Below are 23,304 nucleotides of genomic sequence, written 5' to 3'. Positions count from 1 at the left end.
CCACGACCTGTCCCGGCCGACGCGAGGTAGAGGGTCGGCCGGGACAGGTCGTGGCGGCGACGGTGTCGCGTTTGTTCAAGAGCCGTGCGCGCGCCGTCCCTAGCGTGGAACGCATGAACAGCCACGACTCGTACCCGCACATGGTCGAATGCGCCGCCGAGGCGGCCCGTGTCGCACGGGGCGTCACGGCGGCGCAGCTCGCCCTCTCCACCCACTGCCCCGACTGGGACGTCCGTGCCCTGGTGAACCACTGGGTCCTCTACACCTCGCACGGCTTGGAACACCGCGCCCTGCGCACCCCGCTCCCCGAGGAGCTGACGAAGCGCGACTTCGCCGCCGACCCGGACTGGGCCGACGCGTACGCCGCCCAGCTGGACCGGGCGGTCGCGGCCTGGGCCGACCCGGCGCTGTGGGAGGGCGACATCGACCTCGGCATGGGCCCGCTGCCGGCCGCCGATCTCGCCGGCATGATCATCAAGGAGATGGCCGTCCACGGCTGGGACGTCGCCACGGCCACCGGCCAGACGTTCCGCGTCTCGGAGGGGGCCGCCCGCTTCGTCCTCGACGTCGTCGAGACCCACGGTGACCTCTACCGCCGCTACGACGGCTTCGCGGCGCCGGTGCCCGTACCGTCCGATGCCCCGGCCTTCGACCGGGCGCTGGCGTCGAGCGGCCGTGACCCGAGGGGCGGTTCACCGGTCGACACCGGCCAGGGAGCCGACGGAAAACCGATGGACGGCCCGGCCGGGGACGACGTACTGTCGGCCTCCACGCCCTGAGACCGACGGAAGGAGGCGAGTGCCGTGCGGTTCACACCTTTCCCGCGCTCCCTTCCCCGCTGTCCCGGCGTGTTCGACGAGGTCTGACCGGGAGCGCTGCCAGCAGCTCGTATCCCGGAGGAACCCCTCATGACCGATACGGTCATCCGCGCGCTCACCGCGAGCGACGCCTCTCTCTTCGACGCACACCCCGACCCGCTGGGTGCCCGTGAGGGCCACCGGCGCACCCGGTTCCGCCCCGACTGGAAGCGTGTCGCCCTGCGCGACGGCGAGGTCGTCGCGCGCGGCGCGTGGTGGGGCGGGCCCGACGACCCGGAGCCCGTCAACATCAACTGGTTCGACGTCGCCGAGGGCGAGGAGGAGGCCGGCGCCGAACTCCTGCGCTCCGCCCCCTGGCGGGTCGAACTGGAGCTCAACCTGCCCGGCGGCTGGCGGGACGACCCCGCCCTGCGCGCCGCGGCAGAGGCCCGCTTCGGCGCCGCCCGAGCCGCCGGGTACGCCCTCCTCGTGGAACGCTTCCTGTACCGCTGGACCCCCGAACAGGGTCTGCCCGAGCGGCCCGGACGCCTGCGGTTCAGCGCCGAGGCCGACGACGAGGTGTTCCGCGACGCGTTGCGCCGCATCCACTCCGTCACCCTGGACGCCCATGCGCTGAGGGCCATCGAGGAGGGCGGTGTCGACCGGGCCGCCCAGGAGGAGCTCGACTTCTTCCACTGGTGCCCTTCCCCGAGGGAGTGGTGGCAGGTCGCGCACACCCCGGACGGCGACCTCGCCGGTATCCACATCCCGGCGCACAACCCCTCCGGCCCGACCATCGGCTTCATCGGGGTCGTCCCCGAACACCGCGGTCACGGCTATGCCTACGACCTCCTCGCCGAGTGCACACACGTCCTCGTCGAGCAGGGCGCGGAGTTCGTCAGCGGAGCGACGGACCAGGGCAACTTCCCCATGGCCGCGAACTTCACGAAGGCCGGCTTCCCCGTCGTGAGCGAACGCATCAACTTCCACCCGGTGGACCCGGCGACCCCGGTGGACCCGACGGCCTGAGCGAGCGCCGGTCGCCGGTCGGCCGGGGGCGCGTCACTCTTCCGCCGTGTCCCCGGCCTCCCACCGCAGCAGATCGCCCGGCTGGCAGTCGAGTACCTCGCACAGCGCGGCGAGGGTGGCGAAGCGCACCGCCTTGGCGCGGCCGTTCTTGAGGACCGCCAGGTTGGCGGGGGTGATCCCGACGCGTTCGGCGAGTTCGCCCACGGACATCTTCCGCCTGGCCAGCATCACGTCGATGTCGACGGCGATCGGCATCAGATCACCTCGTCCAGCTCGGCCCGCATCCGCGTCGCCTCACCGTCGCGGGCGACGGCCTGGGCGAGCAGCATCCGCAGGACGAGCACGATGAGCGCGACGCCCAGGATGCCCACGCCGATCCCGCCCATGATGACGGTGACGCCCGGGTCCTCCCGCTGCCCCGGCGCGTTGACGGCGGTGACCGCGAACCACACGAGGGCGGCCGACACGATCGCGCCGATCACGCCGTCCACGTACCGGAAGGCGGCGTGGGAGAACACGGTCCCGCGGCGCACCATCGTCACCAGTCGCCACACGCAGAACAGGGCGACCTGGACCGACACCATGCCCAGGAGTGTGATCACGCGCAGCGCGGTCAGCGGGAGCGTCCCGTCCTCGGGGTCGGCGCCGCTCACCAGCACCCACAGCATCGACGCCTGCACGAACAAGGTGCCGGTGAACATCACCACGAGCACAGCGCGCAGCGCACGCACGGTCAGCTTTCCCATGACCCGTCCTCCCATCGAGTTGCGATGGGAATCTATCGAGTTTCGATAGGTGAGGCAAGGGCTGGACACCGGACGGGGTCGGGAACGCCGGAGCGCACCCGGCTACGGGGTCGTCGTGCGGCGGTCGGGGGCGGTCAGGCCGCCGTGAGCTGCCCCGCGCCGAGCGCGGCGGTGTAGCGGCGCAGCAGCAGTTCGGCCAGCTCGGGGGAGGGGCCGAGCACCTCGGCGAGGACATCGGCGCCCGCCTCATGGGCACCGGCGGCGATCCGGTCCGGCAGCCGGCCGGGCGCGATGACGTACGGCGCCACGGCCACCCGACGGCAGCCGAGCGCCCGCAGCTCCCGCACGGCGTCCTCCGTGCGGGGCAGCGACGCGGAGGCGAACGCGGGTCGCACGGCGCACCAACCGGTGTGCCGCCACTCCCGCGCGATTGCTGCGATCACCGCGATCGCCTCCGGGTCCGTGGACCCCGCCGAGGCCAGTACGACCCCGGTCGAGGACGTGTCGGCGGGGCTCAGGCCCGCCTCGTACAGTCGGCGTTCGAGCCCGGCCGTCAGCAGCGGCGACGGGCCGAGCACCTCCGCCTGGCGGATCCGCAGCCGGGGCGGCGCGTCCCGCAGCACCGCCGGGATGTCCGCCTTGGCGTGGAACGCGCGGGTCAGGAGCAGCGGCAGCGCCACCACGTCCTCGACGCCCTCCGCCGCGAGGGACTCCAGCACCCCCTGCACCGAGGGGAGGTTGAAGTCCAGGAAGCCCGTCTCCACGCGCAGCCCGGGACGCATCGCCCGCACCCGCCGCACGAGGGCGTGCACGGTCGCGGCGTGCCGCGGGTCGCGGCTGCCGTGGGCGACGACGAGAAGGACGGGGCTGCGCATGGAGTCGGGCTCTTTCCGGTCTCTGGCTCTGTTCCTGTTCCGGTGGGCGGTTCGGTTCCGGCCCTACTCTCAGCTTTTCACGAGCAGACCGCGGCCGCGCAGGACCCGGCGCTCCAGCGGACTGAAGATCAGCAGGTCGATGGCGATACCGACCAGCAGGATGAGGAAGATGGCGAGGAAGACGGTGGCCATGTCGATGTTGGTACGGCCGTTCTCCAGCAGCTGGCCGAGTCCCACACCCAGGTCGGGGTGGTTGGCGATGATCTCCGCCGCCATCAGCGAGCGCCACGAGAACGCCCAGCCCTGCTTCAGCCCCGCCAGGTAACCGGGCAGCGCGGCCGGCATCACGATGTGCCAGGCGCCCTGCAGTCCGGTGGCGCCCATGGTGCGGCCCGCCCGCAGATACAGCGGCGGCACCTGGTCGATACCGGAGACCAGCCCGTTGGCGATCGACGGGACCGCGCCGAGCAGGATCACCGTGTACATCATCTGGTCGCTCAGCCCCAGCCAGACCACGGCCGGCGGCACCCACGCCACCGACGGCAGCGACTGGAGACCGGAGAGGATCGGCCCGATCGCGGCCCGCACGAACCTCACCCGGGCGACCAGGATGCCCAGCGGAGTGCCGATCGCCAGCGCGATCAGGAAGCCGAACAGGCCGCGTGAGACGCTCGTCCAGATGTAGCCGAGCAGCTTGCCCTCCAGCCACGCCTGCTCCGCCGCGGCCCACACGGCGGACGGCGAGGGCAGCGTGCCCGGGTCGGTGACGACCCCGAACGAGATCAGGCCCTGCCACACCGCGAGGACCAGCACGACCGCGACGATCGGCGGCACGATCTTGGTGCGGAAGGTCTGGCCGAAGGAGGGCCGGCCCGTGCCGGTCGTCTCCAGCGCGTCGAGACCCGCCTCCACCGCGCCGAGCCGGTCCTTGTCGGCGGTCGGCGCCTCGATGGTGTCCGTCGTCCTCGTCTCACTGCTGGCCATGACGGCGGATCTCCTCACGCAGAACATCGGTGATCTCCAGGGACAGCTCCGCCACCGGCGCGTCCTCGATACGGCGCGGCTGCGGGATGTCCACCCGCCACTCCCGGGCCACCCGGCCCGGACGTGAGGACAGCAGCACCACCCGCTGGGCGAGGCGCACCGCCTCACGGACGTTGTGCGTGACGAAGAGGACGGAGAGCCGCGTCTCCTCCCAGATCCGGGTCAGCTCGTCGTGCAGCACGTCCCGCGTGATGGCGTCGAGCGCCGCGAACGGCTCGTCCATCAGCAGGAGCTTGCTCTCCTGCCCGAGCGCCCGCGCCAGCGCCACCCGCTGACGCATACCGCCGGACAGCTCGTGCACCCGCTTGCCGTACGCGCCCTTCAGCCGGACGAGTTCGAGCAGGGCCTCGGCGCGCTCGCGCCGCTCGTTCTTCGCAACCCCCCGGAGCTTCAGGGCGAGTTCGATGTTCTTGCCCGCGGTCAGCCACGGGAACAGGGCGTGCTCCTGGAACATCAGGGCGGGACGCCCGTCGGTGCTGATGCTGCCCTGGCTGGGCTTGTCGAGCCCCGCGACCAGGTTGAGCAGCGTGGACTTGCCGCAGCCCGAGGCCCCCAGGAGGGTGACGAACTCGCCCGGAGCGACATCGAGAGTGATGTCGTCGAGGACGAGCTGCTGCCCGGCGGGTCCGGCGAAGGACTTGGACACGTGCTCGATACGGGCGGCGTGCTCGACGGTCCCGACGCCGTCGGCGGCCTTGGCGAGTGCGGTGGCCATGGTCGTCACCTCCTGGGAACTCAGCGGACTGGGGTTACTTGACGCCGAGACCGGCGTCGTCGACCTCGGACTCGCCCTCGGCCTTCAGGACCTTGTTGAGGATCGACAGGTCGTAGATGCCGTCCAGCAGCGGGTCCTTCAGCAGACCGGCCTTGACCGCGTGCTCCGCCTCGGTGTTGAGGGTGGAGGCCAGCGGGTCGTTGGTGAACTGGATCGACGTCCACGCCGGGTCGAGGACCTTGGCGTCCAGGGCCTTGCCCGAGTCCTCCTTCAGACGGGCGTTGGCGGCCGCCTTCGCCTTCTCCGTGTCGGAGTTGATGAAGGCGTTCGTCTTGACCGCGCCGCGCAGCACCGCCTCGACGACCTTCGGGTGCTCCTTCAGGAAGTCCTGCCGCACGATGATGTTCGTGATCACGAACTTCTTGTCCGGCCACAGGTCGGCCTCGTCCAGCAGCACCTTCGCGCCCTCGGCGACCAGCTTCGACGCGGTCGGCTCCGGCACCCACGCGCCGTCGACGGAGCCCGACTTGTAGGCGTCCGGGGTGATCTTGTTGTCGGTGCGGACCACCGAGACGTCGCCCTTGCCGCTCTCCGCGTCGACCTTCCAGCCCTGCTCGGCGATCCAGTTGAGGAATGCCACGTCCTGGGTGTTGCCGAGCTGCGGCGTCGCGATCTTCTTGCCCTTGACGTCCTTCAGGGACTTGACCTTGTCCGGGTTGACGACCAGCTTCACACCGCCGGAGGCCGAACCGCTGATGATGCGCAGGCCCTTGCCCGCGGACTTGGTGTAGCCGTTGATCGCCGGGGAGGGGCCGATCCAGCCGATGTCGATCGACTTCGAGTTCAGCGCCTCGATCTCGGACGGCCCGGCGTTGAAGGTCGCGTACTCGGCCTTGGTGGCGCCGAGCTCCTTCTGGAAGATGCCTTCCTGGCGGCCGACCAGCGCGGTGGCGTGCGTCAGATTGCCGAAGTAGCCGATCTTGACGGTGTCGAGACCCTCGATCTTCTTGGCGCCGGCGGCGACCTTGGCGGTGTCGTCGTCCTTGGCCTGGGAGCCGTAGCCGCAGGCGGCGAGGGTGAGGAGGGGAAGCGTTGCGAGGACCGCGACGGAGCGCCGGAAGGCGGAAGAGCGGTAGGCAGGCACGGGAGGTGTTCCTCTCGGAGGCCCGGCGGTCACAGCCCCTTCGGGTGTGGCCGGGGAATCAGGAAAAAGGTCTTCGTCGCAACGGGGACGTCCGGTGGGGGGACGGGGCGCGCAAGCGGTGCGCGTACGTCAGCACACACATCGCGCGACTCCGCCCTGCCCGCTGCCGAGGGCGCCGGAGCCCACACGGCCGCCCTCCTTCGCGAACGTCGCGTAGTAGTCCACGGGGTTCATCTCAGAAGTCCCACCCGTCGTCCTCGGAGTCGTCCTTGACGGGCTCCGGGGAGGCGAACGACTCGCCGACCATCCCGGCGGTCAGGGTCGTGCCGTCGGACGGGTCGATCAGGATGAACGAACCGGTGCGGCGGGAGTCGGCGTAGGAGTCGACCGGCAGCGCCTGAGCCGTACGGACCTTCACCCGGCCGATGTCGTTGGCGACGAGCTGTCCCGGGTGCGGGTGCAGGGACAGGTCGTCGAGCGTGAGACGGGACGGGATGTCCTTGACGATCGCCTTCACCGTGCGGGTGCCGTGCTTGAGCAGCACCCGGTGGCCGACCGTCAGCGGCTGGTCGGCGACATGGCACACGGTCGCCTCGATGTCCTGCGTCGTCGCGGGCGCGTCCTTGCTCGGCACGATCAGGTCGCCGCGCGAGATGTCGATGTCGTCCTCCAGCAGGAGCGTCACCGACTGCGGGGTGTAGGCCACGTCGACCGGCTTGCCCAGCACGTCGATCCCCGCGACCTTCGTCGCACGGCCGGACGGCAGCACCGTCACCGGGTCGCCCACCCGGAACGTACCGGCGGCGATCTGACCGGCGTACCCCCGGTAGTCGGGGTGCTCGGCGGTCTGCGGGCGGATCACGTACTGCACGGGCAGCCGGGCGTGGCAGTGCGCCAGGTCGTGGCTGACCGGCACGGTCTCCAGGTGCTCCAGGACCGTCGGGCCGCCGTACCAGTCCATGTGCGCGGACGGCTCCACCACGTTGTCACCGGCCAGCGCCGAGATCGGGATCGCGGTGACATCGGGGACGCCCAGCTCGGTCGCGTACGCCGTGAACTCCTCGGCGATGGCCGCGAACACCTTCTCCTCGTAGCCGACGAGGTCCATCTTGTTGACGGCGAGGACCGCGTGCGGGACGCGCAGCAGCGCGGCGATCGCGGCGTGCCGGCGGGTCTGCTCGACGACACCGTTGCGGGCGTCGACCAGGATCACCGTCAGCTCGGCGGTGGAGGCACCCGTCACCATGTTGCGGGTGTACTGCACATGGCCGGGCGTGTCGGCGAGGATGAACCGGCGCTTGGCCGTGGCGAAGTAGCGGTACGCCACGTCGATGGTGATGCCCTGCTCCCGCTCGGCCCGCAGACCGTCGGTGAGCAGCGCGAGGTCCGGGCCCTCCTGGCCCCGGCTCGCCGAGACGCGCTCCACGGCCTCCAGCTGGTCGGTGAGGACCGACTTGGAGTCGTGCAGCAGCCGGCCGACGAGGGTGGACTTGCCGTCGTCGACGGAGCCCGCGGTGGCGAACCTGAGGAGTGTGGTGGCGGAGAGTTCCGCGGTCGTCGTCATGCTTAGAAGTACCCCTCGCGCTTGCGGTCTTCCATCGCGGCCTCGGACAGCTTGTCGTCGGCGCGGGTGGCGCCCCGCTCGGTGAGCCGGGACGCGGCGATCTCGGTGATGACCTGCTCCAGCGTCACGGCGTCGGAGTCGACGGCACCGGTGCAGGACATGTCACCCACGGTCCGGTAGCGGATGAGCCGCTTCTCGACGGTCTCGCCCTCCTTCGGGCCGCCCCACTCGCCGGCGGTGAGCCACATGCCGGCCCGCTGGAACACGTCACGCTCGTGCGCGAAGTAGATCTCCGGCAGTTCGATGCCCTCGCGGGCGATGTACTGCCAGACGTCCAGCTCGGTCCAGTTGGAGAGCGGGAAGACGCGGACGTGCTCGCCGGGCGCGTGACGGCCGTTGTAGAGCTGCCACAGCTCGGGGCGCTGACGGCGCGGGTCCCACTGGGAGAACTCGTCGCGCAGCGAGAACACCCGTTCCTTGGCGCGGGCCTTCTCCTCGTCGCGCCGGCCGCCGCCGAAGACCGCGTCGAACTTCTCCGACTGGATCTTCTCGGTCAGCGGCACCGTCTGCAGCGGGTTGCGGGTGCCGTCGGGGCGCTCCTTGAGGACCCCGCGGTCGATGTAGTCCTGCACCGACGCCACGTGCAGCCGCAGGTTGTGCTGGGCCACCGTGCGGTCCCGGTACTCGATGACCTCGGGGAAGTTGTGCCCGGTGTCCACGTGCAGCAGGGAGAAGGGGATCGCCGCCGGGGCGAACGCCTTCAGCGCCAGGTGCAGCATGACGATGGAGTCCTTGCCGCCGGAGAACAGGATCACCGGCCGCTCGAACTCGCCCGCCACCTCGCGGAAGATGTGGACGGCCTCGGACTCCAGCGCGTCCAGATGGGAGAGGGTGTACGGCGTGCCGGTGCCCTCGGACACGGCCGCGACGGTCGTCGTCATGCCAGACCCCTCTCGGTGAGCAGCTTGTGGACCAGCGCCGCGGACTCCTGGACCGTCTGGTCCTGCGACTCGATGCGCAGGTCCGGGTTCACGGGCGCCTCGTACGGGTCGTCGACCCCGGTCAGCCCGGAGATCTCGCCCGCCGCCTGCTTGGCGTACAGCCCCTTCACATCGCGTACGGAGCACACCTCGACCGGAGTGGCCACATGCACCTCCACGTACGCGGCACCGCTCGCCGTGTGGCGCTCGCGCACCGCCTCGCGGCTGTCGGCGTACGGCGCGATGACGGGGACCAGCACCTTGACGCCGTTGCGGGCGAGCAGGTCGGCGAGGAAGCCGATGCGCTGCACGTTGGTGTGCCGGTCGGCGCGGCTGAAGCCGAGTCCGGCGGTGAGGAACTCGCGGATCTCGTCGCCGTCGAGCACCTCGACGAGGTGGCCCTCCTCACGCAGCCGGTTCGCCAGCTCGTACGCGATGGTGGTCTTGCCGGCGCTCGGCAGACCCGTGAGCCAGACGGTGGCTCCGGTCGTCACTTGGTTCTCCTGGTTCGTCACGGGCACGGTCGCGGTCACAGGTGCAGCCCGCACTCGGTCTTGGCGCTGCCGGCCCAGCGGCCGGCGCGCGCGTCCTCGCCCGGGGCGACGCGGCGCGTGCAGGGGGCACAGCCCACGGAGGCGTAGCCGTCCATGAGCAGCGGGTTGGTGAGCACCCCGTGCTCGGCGACGTAGGCGTCCACGTCGTCCTGCGTCCAGCGGGCGATCGGGGCGATCTTGACCTTGCCCCGCTTCTCGTCCCAGGCGACGACCGGGGTGTTCGCCCGGGTCGGGGACTCGTCGCGGCGCAGGCCCGTCGCCCATGCGTCGAAGCGGGCGAGGCCCTCCTCGAGCGGCTTGACCTTGCGCAGGAAGCAGCACAGGTCCGGATCGCGGTCGTGGAGCTTCGGACCGTGCTCGGCGTCCTGTTCGGCGACCGTCCGGCGCGGGGTGATCGTGATGACGTTGACGTCCATCACGGCCTCCACCGCGTCCCGGGTGCCGATGGTCTCCGGGAAGTGGTAGCCGGTGTCGAGGAACACCACGTCCACGCCGGGCCGGGCCCGGGAGGCGAGGTGCGCGACCACGGCGTCCTCCATGGAGGAGGTCACGCAGAACCGCTTGCCGAAGGTGTCCACGGCCCACTGGAGGATCTCCAGGGCCGAGGCGTCCTCCAGATCACGGCCGGCCTGCTCGGCGAGCGCCTTGAGTTCGGCGCGCCGGGCGTCGTCGGGACCGGCCGCGGTGTCGTCGTCGCCCGGCGACGCGGATGTGTCGCCATCCGCCTGAACGGTCGTCATATGTGATCCCCTCCGCTGTCGGCTCGCTGAAGCCCCCGGGCCAGCAGCCCGAGGAACTTCAACTGGAAGGCTCGATTGCAGGCCCCGCATTCCCATGCGCCGTGGCCCTCTTCGTTCGGGCGCAGGTCCTCGTCGCCGCAGTAGGGGCAGTAGAACGGCGCGGCTCGCTCGCTCATGACAGGGACTCCTCGCCGGCGCGGGCCACCCAGGTGGCGAACCGCTCGCCGTCCTCGCGCTCCTCCTCGAAGCGCCGCAGGACCCGCTCGACGTAGTCGGGCAGTTCCTCGGAGGTGACCTTCAGGCCGCGCACCTTGCGGCCGAACCCGGCCTCCAGGCCGAGCGCGCCGCCCAGGTGCACCTGGAAGCCCTCGACCTGCTCACCCCGCTCGTTGAGGACGAGCTGTCCCTTGAGACCGATGTCCGCCACCTGGATACGCGCGCAGGCGTTGGGGCACCCGTTGATGTTGATGGTGAGCGGTTCGTCGAAGTCGGGGAGGCGGCGCTCCAGTTCGTCGATGAGGGAGGAGCCGCGGGCCTTGGTCTCGACGATCGCGAGCTTGCAGTACTCGATGCCGGTGCAGGCCATCGTGCCGCGCCGGAACGGCGACGGGTTCACCGTGAGGTCCAGCGCCTCCAGCCCCGCGACGAGCGAGTCGACCTGGTCCTCGGTGACGTCGAGCACGATCATCTTCTGCTCGACGGTGGTGCTGACCCGGCCGGAGCCGTGGGCCTCGGCGAGGTCGGCGATCTTCGTCAGGGTGGTGCCGTCGACCCGGCCGACACGCGGGGCGAACCCGACGTAGTAGCGGCCGTCGTTCTGCGGGTGCACACCGACGTGGTCGCGCCAGCGCTCCACGGGCTGGTCGGGGGCGGGCCCGTCGATCAGCTTCCGCTTGAGGTACTCGTCCTCCAGGACCTGGCGGAACTTCTCGGTGCCCCAGTCCGCGAGGAGGAACTTCAGCCGGGCGCGGGTGCGCAGCCGCCGGTAGCCGTAGTCACGGAAGATCGAGATGACGCCCTCGTACACGTCCGCGACCTCGTCCAGCGGCACCCACGTACCGAGCCGCTGCCCGATCTTGGGGTTGGTGGACAGACCGCCGCCGACCCACAGGTCGAAGCCGGGGCCGTGCTCCGGGTGGCGGACACCGACGAAGGCGATGTCGTTGATCTCGTGCGCCACGTCCAGCAGCGGCGAACCGGAGATCGCCGACTTGAACTTGCGGGGCAGGTTCGAGAAGGCCTTGTTGCCGATGATCCGCCGCTGGATCTCCTCCATGGCGGGCGTGCCGTCGATGATCTCGTCCGCGGCGATACCGGCGACGGGCGAGCCGATGATCACACGCGGGGTGTCACCGCACGCCTCGGTCGTGGACAGCCCCACGGCCTCCAGCCGCTCCCAGATCTCGGGCACGTCCTCGACCCGGATCCAGTGGTACTGCACGTTCTGCCGGTCGGTGATGTCGGCGGTGCCCCGCGCGAACTCCTGCGAGATCTCACCGATCACCCGCAGCTGCCGCGTGGTGAGACGACCGCCGTCGATGCGCACCCGCAGCATGAAGTACTTGTCGTCCAGCTCCTCCGGCTCCAGGATCGCGGTCTTGCCGCCGTCGATCCCGGGCTTGCGCTGGGTGTAGAGACCCCACCAGCGCATCCGGCCGCGCAGGTCGTTCGGGTCGATCGAGTCGAAGCCGCGCTTCGAGTAGATCGTCTCAATGCGTGTCCGCACATTGAGACCGTCGTCGTCCTTCTTGAACTGCTCGTTGCCGTTGAGCGGGGTGAAATGTCCGGCGGCCCACTGTCCTTCGCCACGGTGACGGCTCACCTTGCGGCGGGGCGTGGCGGAGTTCTCCGGGGTGGCGGCCATGGTTCTACGTCCTTCGGACAAGTCGGTAAGCGGCTCTGACCTGCGCGTACGCGCACATGCGGGCACACCGGCAGGGGTGTGCGGCGCCTGCGCGTCATTGCGCTGGCCGAAACAGAGGAGGGGGTGCGGCGCTGGTGCCCGGGGTCGTGGCGACCCCTCGCGGTCGGGGCGTCAGCTCACCGGACAGATGGCGCTGGACATGCGGCCGAGGTCGACGTGCCGCCGACTCACCAAGGCAATTCCAGTTCCAGACATGACGGAAGCGTGTCACGGCTCTTTAGACCGAGTCCACCTTCATCCACATGTCGGACAAGGATGTCTCGCATGGCGAGACGATGTGATGTGGGTCATGACGTCCGGGGCAGGGCCCCCGGCCAGGGTCCCGGCGCGACCACGTCGGCTTCCTCCGTCACTTCGGTGTCGAACAGTCTGAACCCGCGCCGCTGGTAGTTCGCCAGCGCGTGCTCGCTGTCCCTGCTGCATGTGTGCAGCCACACCCGCTTCGTCGGCGGCAGCGCCGGCCACCGCTCGGCGAGGTCCCAGGCCCGGGCCGTGCCGTACGACAGGAGGTGCCCGCCGATGCGCCGGCCTCGGAAGGCCGGGATCAGCCCGAAGTACACGATCTCCACGGCCCCGCCGTCCTGCGGCTCCAGCTCGACGTACCCCGCGGGTGTGCCCCGGTCGTACGCGACCCACGTCTCCACGCCGGGCCGCCGAAGGTGCTCCTGCCACTGGGCGTACGTCCATGACAGCCGGTCGATCCACAGGATGTCGCCGCCGACGGACGCGTACAGGAAGCGGCTGAACTCGGGGGAGGGCACCTCGGCGCGGACGATACGGACGTCGTCGCCCTCGGGTGCGGCGGCGGGCAGGAGGTCGCCCGGGGACGTCTGCTCCAGGGACCAGGTGGTGAGGGTGCTGCGGCTGCTCATACGGCCAGGGAATCACGCGGGTCGGCCCGCGACCAAGGCCGGTCCCGACCACCGGTCGGGCAGGGCCGGCGGGCCGTGCGGGTCATGACGCCGTCGACGGTGGGGCCGGGTCGGTCGGTGCGACCCGGCCGGTGGTGGACGGTCCGGCGCGGACGACGGCCTGGTCCCCTCGAGGGCCGAACAGGTGCAGGATCTCGACGGGGCGCGAGTCCGCGGGGCCGAACCAGTGGGGCTCGGTGGTGTCGAACTCGGCCACCTCGCCGGGCCGCAGCGTGAAGTCCCGCTCCCCGAGGCTCGCCCCGTCGGCCGGCGTACTCGTCGCGGCCCGCGCCCTCCAGGGCGTCGGCGCCTCGATGCTCAGCCCCGTGGCGCTCGCGATCGTGGTGAACGCGATGCCGGACCCGAAGGAAAGGGCGCAGGCGATCGGCGTCTGGGCGTCGGTGTTCGGGTTGAGCATGGCCGCCGGACCCGTGACGGGCGGCGCGCTGCTCGCGCACCTCGACTGGCGGGCGCTGTTCTGGATCAACGCCCCCGTCATCGCCGCCGCCCTGCTGCTCAGCGCCGTGTTCGTGCCGGAGTCCCGGGCCCCGCGGGCCCGCCGGCTCGACCTGCCCGGCCAGGTCCTGCTGACGGTGGTCCTCGCCGTCGTCGTCGGCGTCCTGATCGAAGGGCCGCGCATCGGCTGGACATCGCCCGCGGCGCTGGCGGGCTACGCGTGCGGCGCCGTGGCCGCGGCCGCTCTCGTGCGGGTCGAGTCCCGCCGACGTGAGCCGCTCATGGATCTGCGCCTCTTCGGGCGCCCGGTGTTCAGCGGTGCCGTCGTGGGCGCGGTCGCGGTCTTCGTCGCGCTGAGCACGACGCTGCTGCTGAACACCCTCTACCTGCAGCACACCCGGGGATGGACGCCGCTGGCCGCGGGCGTCGCGACCCTGCCCCTGGCCGTCGGGGCGACCGTCTGCGCCCCGTGGGCGGGCCGCATGGTCGGCCGCACGGGACCGCGGCCGCCGCTGCTGCTGGCCGGCGGGTTCATCACGGCCGGCGGACTCTGCCTGGTGCGGCTCACCCCGCACACGAGCGTGCTCCTGCTGCTGACCGCGTACGCGCTCATCGGCATCGGGTTCGGCTTCGCCAACGCCCCGCTCACCAACACCGCGGTCAACGGACTGCCACCCGCCCGTGCCGGTGTGGCGGGGGCGATCACCTCCACCGCACGGCAACTCGGCTCCGCCCTCGGTATCGCTCTCGCCGGCGGCCTGGTCACCGATGCCGGCCCGGGGGAACTCGCAGACGCGTCCCGCCCGGGCTGGCTCCTGGTCGCCGCCTGCGGCGTCCTGCTCCTCCTCGTGGCCCAGGTGTCACGGCCGAGGGAGGTGAAGGGGCCGGCCGCGGGACCGGCCCCTCGTCCCGCTAGTCCAGGGCGCGGTCGACGTCCGACAGCTTCACCGCGTACAGCACCCGCTCGGGGACGGGAGCGGTGAGTGTCCACAGCTCGCCGGTCTCGGGGGAGTAGGAGAGGGGCCCGCCGTGCAACCCCCAGCAGGCGTACGACTGGTGCTCCGAGGTGCCGTTCGTGCAGGTGGCGGCGCGGGCCCGTTCCTCGTCCTGCCGCCACACCGTGCCGTGCCGCCCCTGCTTGGCGGCGGCCTGACTCACGTACCAGTCGCCGTCGTGGGAGAGGACGCCCCGGACACCGGTGGCCTTCGTCTCGTACGCCTCGTCGGCCTCGACCTCGCCCTGCCGCCCGGTGGTGCCGAGCAGCCCGGCCCGGTCGGAGACGGTGTCGAGGTCGTACCGCCACACACGGGCCGCCGTCCCACTGCCCGTCGCGAACGACTCGTTCGCGACGACGCTCGGAGGCGTCGACGTCCGGTCGAGCGAGACGGAGGCGAGACAGGGCACGCCGTCGTTGCCGCGCGCGTCGCAGGCGTCGCCCGAGGCCGGGCTGTAGGAGGCGACCGCGGGCAGCACATACCGGTAGTGGTGGGCGGAGAAGCCCCGGTCGACCTTGCCGATCGCGTCGCTGTCGGTGACGTCGGCGCGGAGGAAGCGGTCGAGGTCGAAGACGTAGAGGGAGTCGTCGCGGTACCCGCTGTTCTGCGGGTTCCGGGCGGTGACGATCAGCTTGTTCTCGTACCAGGCCATGCCGCCGAGCCGGGAACGCACCGCCTTCAGCCCCTTGCCGTCGGCCTGCGGCACGACGAGCAGCACCCAGCGGTACTTCAGGTCCGAGGGGTCGCTCGCGTCGACGAAGGCGACCCGGGCGAGCCCCTCCTCGCCGGCCGTGGTGCCGGCGTGGGTCCAGCCGGACACGATGACCTTGTTGTCGCGGGACGTGGTGACCGACTGGGGCCGCCACCGGTCGTCGACCGCGTCCGGGGCCTCCCAGCAGTACGCCCGCGCGGCCGTCGGCTCGACCGGCAGGACGCCCTTCTCGGTGACGAAGCAGTCGCCCTCGTCCCGCATCGTGTGGTTGGCGCTGCGCAGCACCTCGTCGACGCCGACCCGGCCGCCCATCCCGGCGGTGAGGGTCTCCAGCGCGGTCCGGTCGGTGAGGTTCTCCTTGAGGCGGAGGTCGCGCAGCTCGGCGGCCGAACCGACGGACGACAGGCCGCCCGGCGTCTTCCCGCCCGCCGCCTGGGACGTGCTGATCAGAGTGGCCGCCGCCGTGAGCGCCAGCGCGGTACCCGCGAGGGAAGCGCGCAGCGCACGCCCCCTTCTGCGCCGTCGATGCCTACCGCGATGCTTCATCACAACCTCCCGGTCGGCCAACTGCCTCCTGTGAGCGGAACCTTGACGGAGGGACAGGTGGGGTGGCCTGGAAGGGATGCTACGGCAGTGGGACACGTGTCACGCCGAGGACGCGGGAAATACAGGGAGATCCCTCACCCGGGGGCCATGATCCGTTCACCGGGCGGGGGTTGCGGGAGGTTTGACAGGCGCCCGGGCCGCTTGGTTCAGGGGTCGGCGCGGGGGATGAGGGGGAGGGCGACGCGGATGACTTCCGCGGGGTCGTCGACGGACACGCCGAGTTGGGACAGCCATGTGTACGCCTGCCCGACCTCGATGCCCATGCTCTGTGCCCGGCGGAGCAGGAACTGGAAGCTCACATGGTCCTCCGCGTTCATGAGGTAGTCCTCGTCGTCCGCGAGGAGCCGCTGTGCCGCCGTGAAGGACAAACCGTCCGGGAGGTCGGGGCACGAGGGCTCGACACCCAGTTCGGCGAGTCTGGTCGCGATCTCCTTCGGTTGCCTGAGCAGGCGTTGTGCGGCGCCGATGATGTGCGCGAAGGGCATGCGGTCATCAGTGGTCACGCCGGTCCAGGAGAGCACGCCCATGTCCTTGAACAGTTCCTTGTCGAGCGCGGTCATGCGTCGCGGCGGACGCAGCGGCACGGTGACGCCGAACGCGCGCAGGCGGTCCACCACACGCCGGAGAGACATCCCCGGCCTCGCGGCCGCGCCGAACACCTGGGTGTAGGGGATCGCGCGACCGGGCCTCGGGGGGACGCCCGGCTCGTCGGCATCGCTGAACGGCGTCAGGACGGCAACGTCCCCGGGCTCGACCACCTCGGGGAACGGGACGGGCGGGGCGAAACCAAGACGGGCGTACCGCTCCATGACTTCGGCCGTGCCGACCTTCCACTTCCGGGAGGCCACGAGAACGTGCTGGGGAGGAACCGGCTCGGACTGCCGCAGCCAGGGCTCCTCCCCGTCCAGATCCTCGCTCAACAGCATCAGGAAGTCCTCGGTCGGCTCCACGGGAAGACCCGCCGGGTCTGCGCGGAGCCCACATCGGACGAGACGCTCGCAGAGGTCGGGCACGTCGAGGTGAAGGGCCATCGCGGTGTCGAGCAACTGCGCCGGGTGGACCGTCGCCGCAGGAGTGAACCACTCCCGGAAGTCCTCGCACAGGTAGACGAGCAGTGCTTCGTCCTCCACTGCCGCCACGGCGGTCGCCAAAGTAGCGGCAGGTATCTCGACACCGGAGCGGCGCGACTCGGCGGCCAGCGATTCGACGGTCGTGTCCTTCTCCACCGCCTCCAGGATCAGGCTCTGCACGGTGACAGGCGTGGCCGTCCCGATGCCTTGCCGACGCGGCACGCGCGACTTCAGCAGGGCTTCGGCCACGCGCCGCGCGTCCAGCGGGCGGGTGTACGTGTCCGGAAGTCTCTCGGGCGCCACTTCATGGAGGTTCAGGCGAGCCGCCCGCAAAGCCGTGTCACGAGGAGACCTGGACAGTGTCGCCGCGGCGTCGACCAGCTTCGCCGTCACGTCACCGACGCTGGTGTGCGGTCTCAGTTGGAGTCTCAGCAGGGCGTGGTCGGAAGGGACGGCCGGGAGAACGGGGCCCACGGCGCCGAGTTCCGGGCAGAGTTCGGTGAGTTCCCGCAGTGGAACGGCGGGCCGGATGGCCAGGAGCCGCCACAGGTAGATGTGATCGGGGACAGCGAAAGTCTCGTACAGCAGATCGTTGTCCAGCATGCCGTAGTGTCCGTCACGAAACAGAAGGCGGCGGTCGGTCGGCAGACAACCGGCCCGACCGGCGTCGAACTTCTCGGCGAGGATGTCGAGCATGAGGCCCGCCTCGATGTAGGCGGCCGCGACGATGTCCGCCAGGGGCAGGCTCCCGTCCGCCACCGCGCACAGCCACGAGAAGTCGGCCAACTCCGAGTCACTCGACACCAGATGTCCCACCGCTTGCCGCAGCAGAGCGCGCACCGGGGCCCGTAGATCGTCGAGCACCTGCGACCGGTCGGCCGAGAGGCGTTTCGGCGAGAACTCGCCCGACAGGTTGACGACCACACCGGTCAGCCCGGGGGCCTTCGAGGACAGCACGTCACCGCGCACGGCGGGCTGGACGACCAGACCGTCCACCAGAAGGCCGCCGCCCCGCCGGCACCAGATCACCTGCGCTCCCTCGGGCGCGTCCGGCCATACCACCAGGTCCCCGTCGGCGGCCAGGCCGAACAGTTCTCCCTCGGGCTGTTCGCGGGTGACCAGCTGCCCCGCCGGCCACACCACCACTTCCTCGTGCCGCGCCTCCGTGGGGAACTCGGCGATGGCCAACAGACGGCGCAGCACCTGCGTGCAGGACCACTCCGGAGTCGCCGACTCGGACTCCTCTTCCGCGTCCCGCAGATAGAGCCGCACGGTCGTTCCGGGTTCGGCCCCCTCGTCCGCGACCGGGACGATCCGGAAGAGATGCCCGGGCCCGAAGATGGACACCTCCAGGACCGGCCCGGGCGTCCCGTCGGGCCGCATCCGGCACGTCGTCACCCGGATCTCGTCCGCCAGCATGAAGTAACTCAGGACGCCGATGCCGAAGCGGCTGTTGGGGTGGAGCCTCACCGGTGGATCGAGGCGCGCCCACAGCGCCTGCTCCTCCTTGAAGTCCGGCTGTTCGGCGAAGCGCGCCCCGGCGTTGGAGAACACCCCGCGCAGCTCCGCCTCGCCCATGCCGATGCCGTTGTCGCGGCACTCCACGTACGCGCGGCCGTCGTCGTCGATGTCTTGCTCGAAGCTGATGCGGCCCTCGTAGTTGTACGAGGCGGCCGGGTGCGTGCGGTCCAGGTACTCGGTCCGCGCACGACGGTAGCGGCACGCGTCGAGGGCGTTCTGGTACAGCTCCCGCACCGCGAGATCGCGGTCCTTGTAGAGCTGGACCCCCATCAGGAGGTCCCGGATGCGACGCTCGTCGAGACGGAAGCTCGCCCAGCCCATGAAGGCACCGCCCGACGGGCACACCCCGTCCGAGGACAGGCGGCTGGGCAGCGCGGGCATGGGCTGGTTCACCCGGTCCCGCACCGTCCGGCTCACCGCGTGCAGCAGCTCGTCGGCTCGTGTCACATAGGCCCGCAGGCCCTCGATCACCGCCTCGTGGGCGCATTGCGCCCGCAGGACGGGCAACTGCGCCGACCCGCCCCAGCTCGACTCCTCCAGCGAGGACCGCAGCTCACCGAGGTCGACCGCGTGCGGGATGCCCAGGTGCTCGGCCACGACATCGGGCAACGCGGTCATCTCGACCGAGACGGTGTAGGCCAACGCCGCCAACAGCACCAGCCGCTGGTCCCGCACCCGCTGGTGGCCGGGGCCCCGCAGGCGGTCGTCAGCGGGGAGCCCGGCCAAGTATTCCGGATTGCAGACGTCCGGGCCCCGGCGCAGGCCGTGCAGCAGACGGCTGACCCGGCCCGGGTCCAGCGCCTCGCCCAGAGCTGTGGCCGGTTCGCCCAGCGCCTTCAGCAGGTCCGCCACGGGGGCCTCACCCGTGGACTTCTCGTACGCGTCGTACCGCACCAGCCACCGGTGGTACAGCCACCATCCGATCGCGCCCTCCGACTCCCGCCGCAGCAGGGCCCTTTGGACGAGCAGACCGTGGTCCTCGGCGAAGGCCTCGAACGCGGAGCGGTCCGAACCGTGGGGTGTCCCCAGTGGCTCCAGGCTCCACGGCCGTACGTCGTCCAGCCGTCGTGCCGCAGACCGCAGGGCATGCACCCGGTACAGCAAGGGCGTCAGTACCAGCAACGACGCCTCGGCGGGGTAGAGGTCCAGACGATCCCCGTCGTCCGGCTCCCCGAGCAGCCACTCCACGCGTTCGGCGAAGCGGGTCGCGAACTGCGGCTCCTGCCAGGGGTCCTCGGCGAGGCGCTGCTCCGCCTCGTCGCGGAGAACGGCCAGCCGTGCGGCCACCGACGCGGTCGACTCCTGGTGGGGTGCGACGTCCCGGTTGGGTGAGACGTGGTCCCACACACTCGACGCACGGACCCGCCGCACCCATTCGTCCTCGTCGGCCGCGGCAGGAGCCGACGCTCCCTGTTGCACGACGACCTGCCCGATGGACTGGGCCTGGATGACCGGCCCGCCCACCGTCCCGCCGCTCACCACATTGCCGCCGCCGGGCCCCTGTCGCATCACCGCGTGCCGCTCCTGTCCTCCACCTCGCCTGGAGTCCAGCCTAGGAGTGTCAGAGGCGCTCCGATGGTCCCTCCTTCCACCCCGGGCCGCCCGGCGAACCCGCCCGCGCCCGCACGACCCCCGGCGCCACCGAATGCGGCAGCAGATCCAGGGGGCTGTCCGGGAGGACCACCTCGACGTCGGACCGTTCCGTGAAGCGGTACGGCCGGTGGTCGAGGTAGGCGCCCAGGTAGCGGCGTACGCGGGACATCTCGGCGCGGACGGTGACCGTGCGGGCGGGGTCGCCGAACATGTCGTCGGCGAGGGCGGAGGCGCTGCGGCCGCCGCGGTGGAGGGCGAGGAGGTAGAGGAGCTCGGCGTGGCGGGGGCTGAGGTCATGGGTCCACGAGCCGGCGGAGCCGGAGACGGTGACGGTCCAGCGGCGCGGGTGGGAGACGTCGAGGCTGATGCGGGTGGCCGTCGGGGCGGGCGCGGGGTCCGCGATGGGCCGTATCAGCCAGCCGGCGGAGAGCGGCTCGACCGTGCACAACCCCAGGGTGGGCAGCCAGCAGCGGCCCTGCGCAAGGGACTTGGGCAGTGCGAGGCGACGGGTGTACGGGATGCCCGTCACCGCCGCCGTCCAGCCGTCCCGGTCCACGGCGACCGCCGGGCCGCCGATCCGGGCCAGCACCGGGGCCGCCACCGCCCGCAGTTGTTCCAGCGAGGCGAGGTGCAGGTCGCGCAGCCGGGACTGGGCGAGCTTGGCGACCGCGTCGACCAGCGCCAGCGTCGCGGGGTGCAGGGTCTCCAAGGGGCCGCTGATGTCGACCGAGCCGAGAAGCCGGCCGTCGCGCGGGTCGGTGATGGGCGCGCCGGTGCAGGTCCAGGAGTGCAGGGCCCGCACGAAGTGCTCGGAGGCGAACACCTGGACGGGCCGGCGGACCACCAGGGGTGTGCCCACGCCGTTCGTGCCGACCGTCTCCTCCCGCAGGTCCGCCCCGACCCCGAGGCCCTGCCCGTCGGCCTTGCGGAGCACCGCCGTACTGCCCTCCCGCCACAGCACCCGGGCGTCCGCGTCGGCGACCATCATGATGTGCTGCGCGGTGTCCGCCAGGGACAGCAACCCCTCACGCAGCACCGGCAGTACATGCCGCAGGGGAGAGCTCTGGCGGCGGCGCTCCACCTCGTCCCGGCTCAGCAGGTCGGCCCGGAAGTCGTGGTCGGGATCCATCCCGCTGCTCAGCATGCGGCTCCAGGACTCCTGGATCACCGGGCGGGGGGCCGGTTTCGGACGCCGTCCGGCGAGGGCGGAGGCACGGACCTCGCCGAGCACCCGTTCCGCCCGTGCGGCGTCCGTGGCGGTGAGCCGCGTGACTTCCATCGGCGAGTGCGGCACTCGTTCCTCCCGGCAGGGCCGCCTCCCCGCCCGGGAGGGCCGAGGGAGTCCGGGCCTGCGTGACCGGCGTTGACTACGGGGTCCATAGTCTGCCGTTCTTCGCCCACGGAGGGACTCACTCCGGCCACAGAGCGCCGACGAGTTGCAACCCCCTGCAACCCTGGCGGACGGCCGGGCCCTGCTTGACACTTGTTCAACGCCGCCCGGTGCGGCGCGTGTGCTCCGCTCGCAGGGGCCCGAACGCGGGGGTGGTGCCGTGTCGGCGCAGCACCACCCCCGCGCCACTCGAAAGGGGCCCCGCCCGGCGGGGCTCAGCCCACCGGCCGGGCCCGCTCCACCACCGAGGCCAGGTCCAGCGTGTGCGGCAGGGTGCCGAAGGCCGCGCCCCAGTCGCCGCCCAGCCGGGACGCGCAGAACGCGTCCGCGACCGCCGGCGGCGCATACCGGACCAGGAGGGCGCCCTGGAGGACCAGGGCGAGGCGCTCCACGAGCCGACGGGCGCGGGCCTCGACGCCGTCGAGGTCGGCGAGTTCGGTCAGCAGGTTCTTGATCGCCCTGTCGAGGCGGTGGTCGGCGCCACGGGCCCGGCCCACCTCCCGCAAGTACGCGTCGAGCGCCCGGGGTTCCCGCTGCAGGGCACGCAGCACGTCCAGCGCCTGGACGTTCCCGGCGCCCTCCCAGATCGAGTTGAGCGGCGACTCCCGCAGCAGCCGGGGCATGCCCGACTCCTCGACGTAGCCGTTGCCGCCGAGGCACTCCGCGGCCTCCGTCACCGTGGCCGTACAGCGCTTGGTCACCCAGTACTTGGCGGCCGGCACCGCCAGCCGCAGCAGCGCGCGCTCGCCCTCGTCGCCGTCCGGTCCCTCCGCCGCGTCGTACGCCGCCGCCAGCCGCAGCGCCAGCGTCGTCGCCGCCTCCGACTCCAGCGCCAGGTCGGCGAGAACGTTCCGCATCAGCGGCTTGTCGATCAGCTTCCCGCCGAACGCCTCCCGGTACGCGCAGTGGTGCGCGGCCTGCGCCACCGCCTGCCGCATCAGCGAGGCCGCGCCCAGCGCGCAGTCCAGCCGGGTGACGGACACCATCTCGATGATCGTGCGCACGCCCCGGCCCTCGTCGCCGACCCGGCGCGCCCACGTACAGTCGAACTCGACCTCACTGGAGGCGTTCGACCGGTTGCCCAGCTTGTCCTTCAGCCGCTGGATGCGGAACACGTTGCGGGTGCCGTCCGCCAGCACCCGCGGCACCAGGAAGCAGGTCAGCCCGCCCGGCGCCTGCGCCAGCACCAGGAAGCCGTCGGACATCGGCGCCGAGCAGAACCACTTGTGGCCCCGCAGCTCGTACGTCCCGTCCTCGGCCAGGGGCCGGGCCTCGGTCGTGTTGGCGCGTACGTCGCTGCCGCCCTGCTTCTCCGTCATGCCCATTCCGAAGAGCACACCGGCCTTCCGGTCGGCGGGCCTCAGGTCCCAGTCGTAGATCGTGGACGTCAGCCGGGGCTCCCACTCGGCGGCCAGCGCCGGGTCCGTGCGCAGGGCCGGCACCGCCGCGTGGGTCATCGACAGGGGGCAGCCGTTGCCGGCCTCGACCTGGGTCCAGACGACGAAGCCTGCGGCGCGCCGGACATGCCCGGAGGGACGTGTCCAGGCGGCCGTCAGCCCCGCCGAGACGCCCTTGCCGAGCAGCCGGTGCCAGGACGGGTGGAACTCGACCTCGTCGATCCGGTTGCCGTAGCGGTCGTGGGTGCGCAGCTTCGGCGGGTTCTCGTTGGCGAGCCTGCCCCACTCCTGGACCTGCTCCGACCCGGCCGTACGACCGAGCCCCGACAGTTCACCGCGGGCCTCGTCGAGGACGTCCGGGGCCACATGCCGATCGACGGCCTCCGTCAGGACCCGGTCGGCGGCGTAGACGTCATAGCCCACCAGGGGCGGAACCTGATTGGTCACTTCGTGCGTGGCTGCCATGCCAGGAAACCTACCGTTCCTGTGGACTGAGCATGAGTGAGCCCGCTCAGCCGCACGCCCCGAACGGTCTTGGGCG

At 71.5% G+C, this 23,304-nt stretch carries 22 protein-coding genes; 3 read left to right on the top strand and 19 right to left on the bottom strand.

Annotated elements, in window-relative coordinates:
• The first annotated feature begins 113 nt into the window (after positions 1–113).
• The gene (locus AOK23_RS09245; protein ID WP_079049380.1) at positions 114–779 is read left to right on the top strand and encodes a TIGR03086 family metal-binding protein; all 666 of its coding nucleotides are present in this window, start codon (positions 114–116) and stop codon (positions 777–779) included.
• A gap of 129 nt (positions 780–908) precedes the next feature.
• Complete coding sequence (locus AOK23_RS09240) at positions 909–1,826, top strand: GNAT family N-acetyltransferase (RefSeq protein WP_055712256.1); 918 nt, start codon at positions 909–911, stop codon at positions 1,824–1,826.
• Between the two features lie 33 nt (positions 1,827–1,859).
• On the opposite strand, the gene AOK23_RS09235 is transcribed toward AOK23_RS09240, so the two are convergent.
• From AOK23_RS09235 to AOK23_RS51860, 15 genes are all read right to left on the bottom strand, one after another.
• Entirely contained in the window at positions 1,860–2,081 is a 222-nt protein-coding gene (locus tag AOK23_RS09235) for a helix-turn-helix domain-containing protein (RefSeq protein WP_055712255.1), read from the bottom strand.
• Positions 2,081–2,572 (bottom strand): DUF2975 domain-containing protein, encoded by a 492-nt coding sequence (locus AOK23_RS09230; protein ID WP_055712254.1) that lies wholly within the window; start codon positions 2,570–2,572, stop codon positions 2,081–2,083. The genes AOK23_RS09235 and AOK23_RS09230 overlap by 1 nt, the downstream gene beginning before the upstream one ends.
• Positions 2,573–2,706: 134 nt before the next feature.
• Positions 2,707–3,447, bottom strand: a complete 741-nt coding sequence (locus AOK23_RS09225) for a sirohydrochlorin chelatase (protein WP_055712253.1) — start codon at positions 3,445–3,447, stop codon at positions 2,707–2,709.
• A 69-nt stretch (positions 3,448–3,516) separates the two neighbouring features.
• Positions 3,517–4,431: an ABC transporter permease gene (locus tag AOK23_RS09220; protein WP_055712252.1), complete on the bottom strand. Its 915-nt coding sequence runs from the start codon at positions 4,429–4,431 to the stop codon at positions 3,517–3,519.
• Positions 4,418–5,206, bottom strand: coding sequence for an ABC transporter ATP-binding protein (locus tag AOK23_RS09215; RefSeq protein ID WP_055712251.1), 789 nt, complete (start codon positions 5,204–5,206; stop codon positions 4,418–4,420). Before AOK23_RS09215 ends, AOK23_RS09220 begins: the two co-directional genes overlap by 14 nt.
• Before the next feature lie 34 nt (positions 5,207–5,240).
• Positions 5,241–6,350, bottom strand: coding sequence for an aliphatic sulfonate ABC transporter substrate-binding protein (locus AOK23_RS09210; protein ID WP_055712250.1), 1,110 nt, complete (start codon positions 6,348–6,350; stop codon positions 5,241–5,243).
• A 235-nt stretch (positions 6,351–6,585) separates the two neighbouring features.
• Positions 6,586–7,914, bottom strand: coding sequence for a sulfate adenylyltransferase subunit 1 (locus AOK23_RS09200; RefSeq protein ID WP_055712248.1), 1,329 nt, complete (start codon positions 7,912–7,914; stop codon positions 6,586–6,588).
• 2 nt (positions 7,915–7,916) lie between these two features.
• Positions 7,917–8,855, bottom strand: coding sequence for a sulfate adenylyltransferase subunit CysD (gene cysD, locus AOK23_RS09195; RefSeq protein ID WP_055712247.1), 939 nt, complete (start codon positions 8,853–8,855; stop codon positions 7,917–7,919).
• Positions 8,852–9,388 (bottom strand): adenylyl-sulfate kinase, encoded by a 537-nt coding sequence (cysC, locus tag AOK23_RS09190; RefSeq protein WP_055712258.1) that lies wholly within the window; start codon positions 9,386–9,388, stop codon positions 8,852–8,854. The genes cysD and cysC overlap by 4 nt, the downstream gene beginning before the upstream one ends.
• A gap of 35 nt (positions 9,389–9,423) precedes the next feature.
• Entirely contained in the window at positions 9,424–10,188 is a 765-nt protein-coding gene (locus tag AOK23_RS09185; protein WP_055712246.1) for a phosphoadenylyl-sulfate reductase, read from the bottom strand.
• On the bottom strand, positions 10,185–10,364 hold the full coding sequence (locus tag AOK23_RS09180; protein ID WP_055540327.1) for a hypothetical protein: 180 nt from the start codon (positions 10,362–10,364) through the stop codon (positions 10,185–10,187). Before AOK23_RS09180 ends, AOK23_RS09185 begins: the two co-directional genes overlap by 4 nt.
• Positions 10,361–12,052, bottom strand: coding sequence for a nitrite/sulfite reductase (locus AOK23_RS09175; RefSeq protein WP_055712245.1), 1,692 nt, complete (start codon positions 12,050–12,052; stop codon positions 10,361–10,363). The genes AOK23_RS09180 and AOK23_RS09175 overlap by 4 nt, the downstream gene beginning before the upstream one ends.
• A gap of 171 nt (positions 12,053–12,223) precedes the next feature.
• On the bottom strand, positions 12,224–12,307 hold the full coding sequence (locus AOK23_RS51620) for a putative leader peptide (RefSeq protein ID WP_309474722.1): 84 nt from the start codon (positions 12,305–12,307) through the stop codon (positions 12,224–12,226).
• A 92-nt stretch (positions 12,308–12,399) separates the two neighbouring features.
• Positions 12,400–12,984 carry a GNAT family N-acetyltransferase gene (locus AOK23_RS09170; RefSeq protein WP_055712244.1) on the bottom strand — a complete coding sequence of 195 codons (585 nt, stop codon included), beginning with the start codon at positions 12,982–12,984 and terminating at the stop codon, positions 12,400–12,402.
• 82 nt (positions 12,985–13,066) lie between these two features.
• A complete protein-coding gene (locus AOK23_RS51860; RefSeq protein WP_420823694.1) occupies positions 13,067–13,441 on the bottom strand; it encodes a hypothetical protein in 375 nt (124 codons plus the stop codon).
• Between AOK23_RS51860 and AOK23_RS09165 the strand changes: the two genes are divergently transcribed.
• Positions 13,338–14,462: an MFS transporter gene (locus AOK23_RS09165; protein ID WP_240496322.1), complete on the top strand. Its 1,125-nt coding sequence runs from the start codon at positions 13,338–13,340 to the stop codon at positions 14,460–14,462. The two genes, AOK23_RS51860 and AOK23_RS09165, sit on opposite strands and share 104 nt — an antisense overlap.
• On the opposite strand, the gene AOK23_RS09160 is transcribed toward AOK23_RS09165, so the two are convergent.
• From AOK23_RS09160 to AOK23_RS09145, 4 genes are all read right to left on the bottom strand, one after another.
• The gene (locus AOK23_RS09160; RefSeq protein WP_055712257.1) at positions 14,392–15,732 is read right to left on the bottom strand and encodes a hypothetical protein; all 1,341 of its coding nucleotides are present in this window, start codon (positions 15,730–15,732) and stop codon (positions 14,392–14,394) included. The genes AOK23_RS09165 and AOK23_RS09160 overlap by 71 nt on opposite strands.
• A 206-nt stretch (positions 15,733–15,938) precedes the next feature.
• On the bottom strand, positions 15,939–19,892 hold the full coding sequence (locus tag AOK23_RS09155) for a wHTH domain-containing protein (RefSeq protein WP_055712243.1): 3,954 nt from the start codon (positions 19,890–19,892) through the stop codon (positions 15,939–15,941).
• Positions 19,893–19,944: 52 nt separating this feature from the next.
• On the bottom strand, positions 19,945–21,255 hold the full coding sequence (locus AOK23_RS09150; RefSeq protein ID WP_055712242.1) for a helix-turn-helix domain-containing protein: 1,311 nt from the start codon (positions 21,253–21,255) through the stop codon (positions 19,945–19,947).
• Between the two features lie 326 nt (positions 21,256–21,581).
• Positions 21,582–23,228 carry an acyl-CoA dehydrogenase family protein gene (locus tag AOK23_RS09145; RefSeq protein ID WP_055712241.1) on the bottom strand — a complete coding sequence of 549 codons (1,647 nt, stop codon included), beginning with the start codon at positions 23,226–23,228 and terminating at the stop codon, positions 21,582–21,584.
• Positions 23,229–23,304 lie beyond the last annotated feature (76 nt).

It is taken from the genome of Streptomyces torulosus (assembly GCF_001419765.1).
Lineage (GTDB): Bacteria > Actinomycetota > Actinomycetes > Streptomycetales > Streptomycetaceae > Streptomyces > Streptomyces torulosus.
The sequence above is the reverse complement of the archived record's forward strand: the minus strand, read 5'-3'. Positions and strand labels throughout refer to the sequence as shown.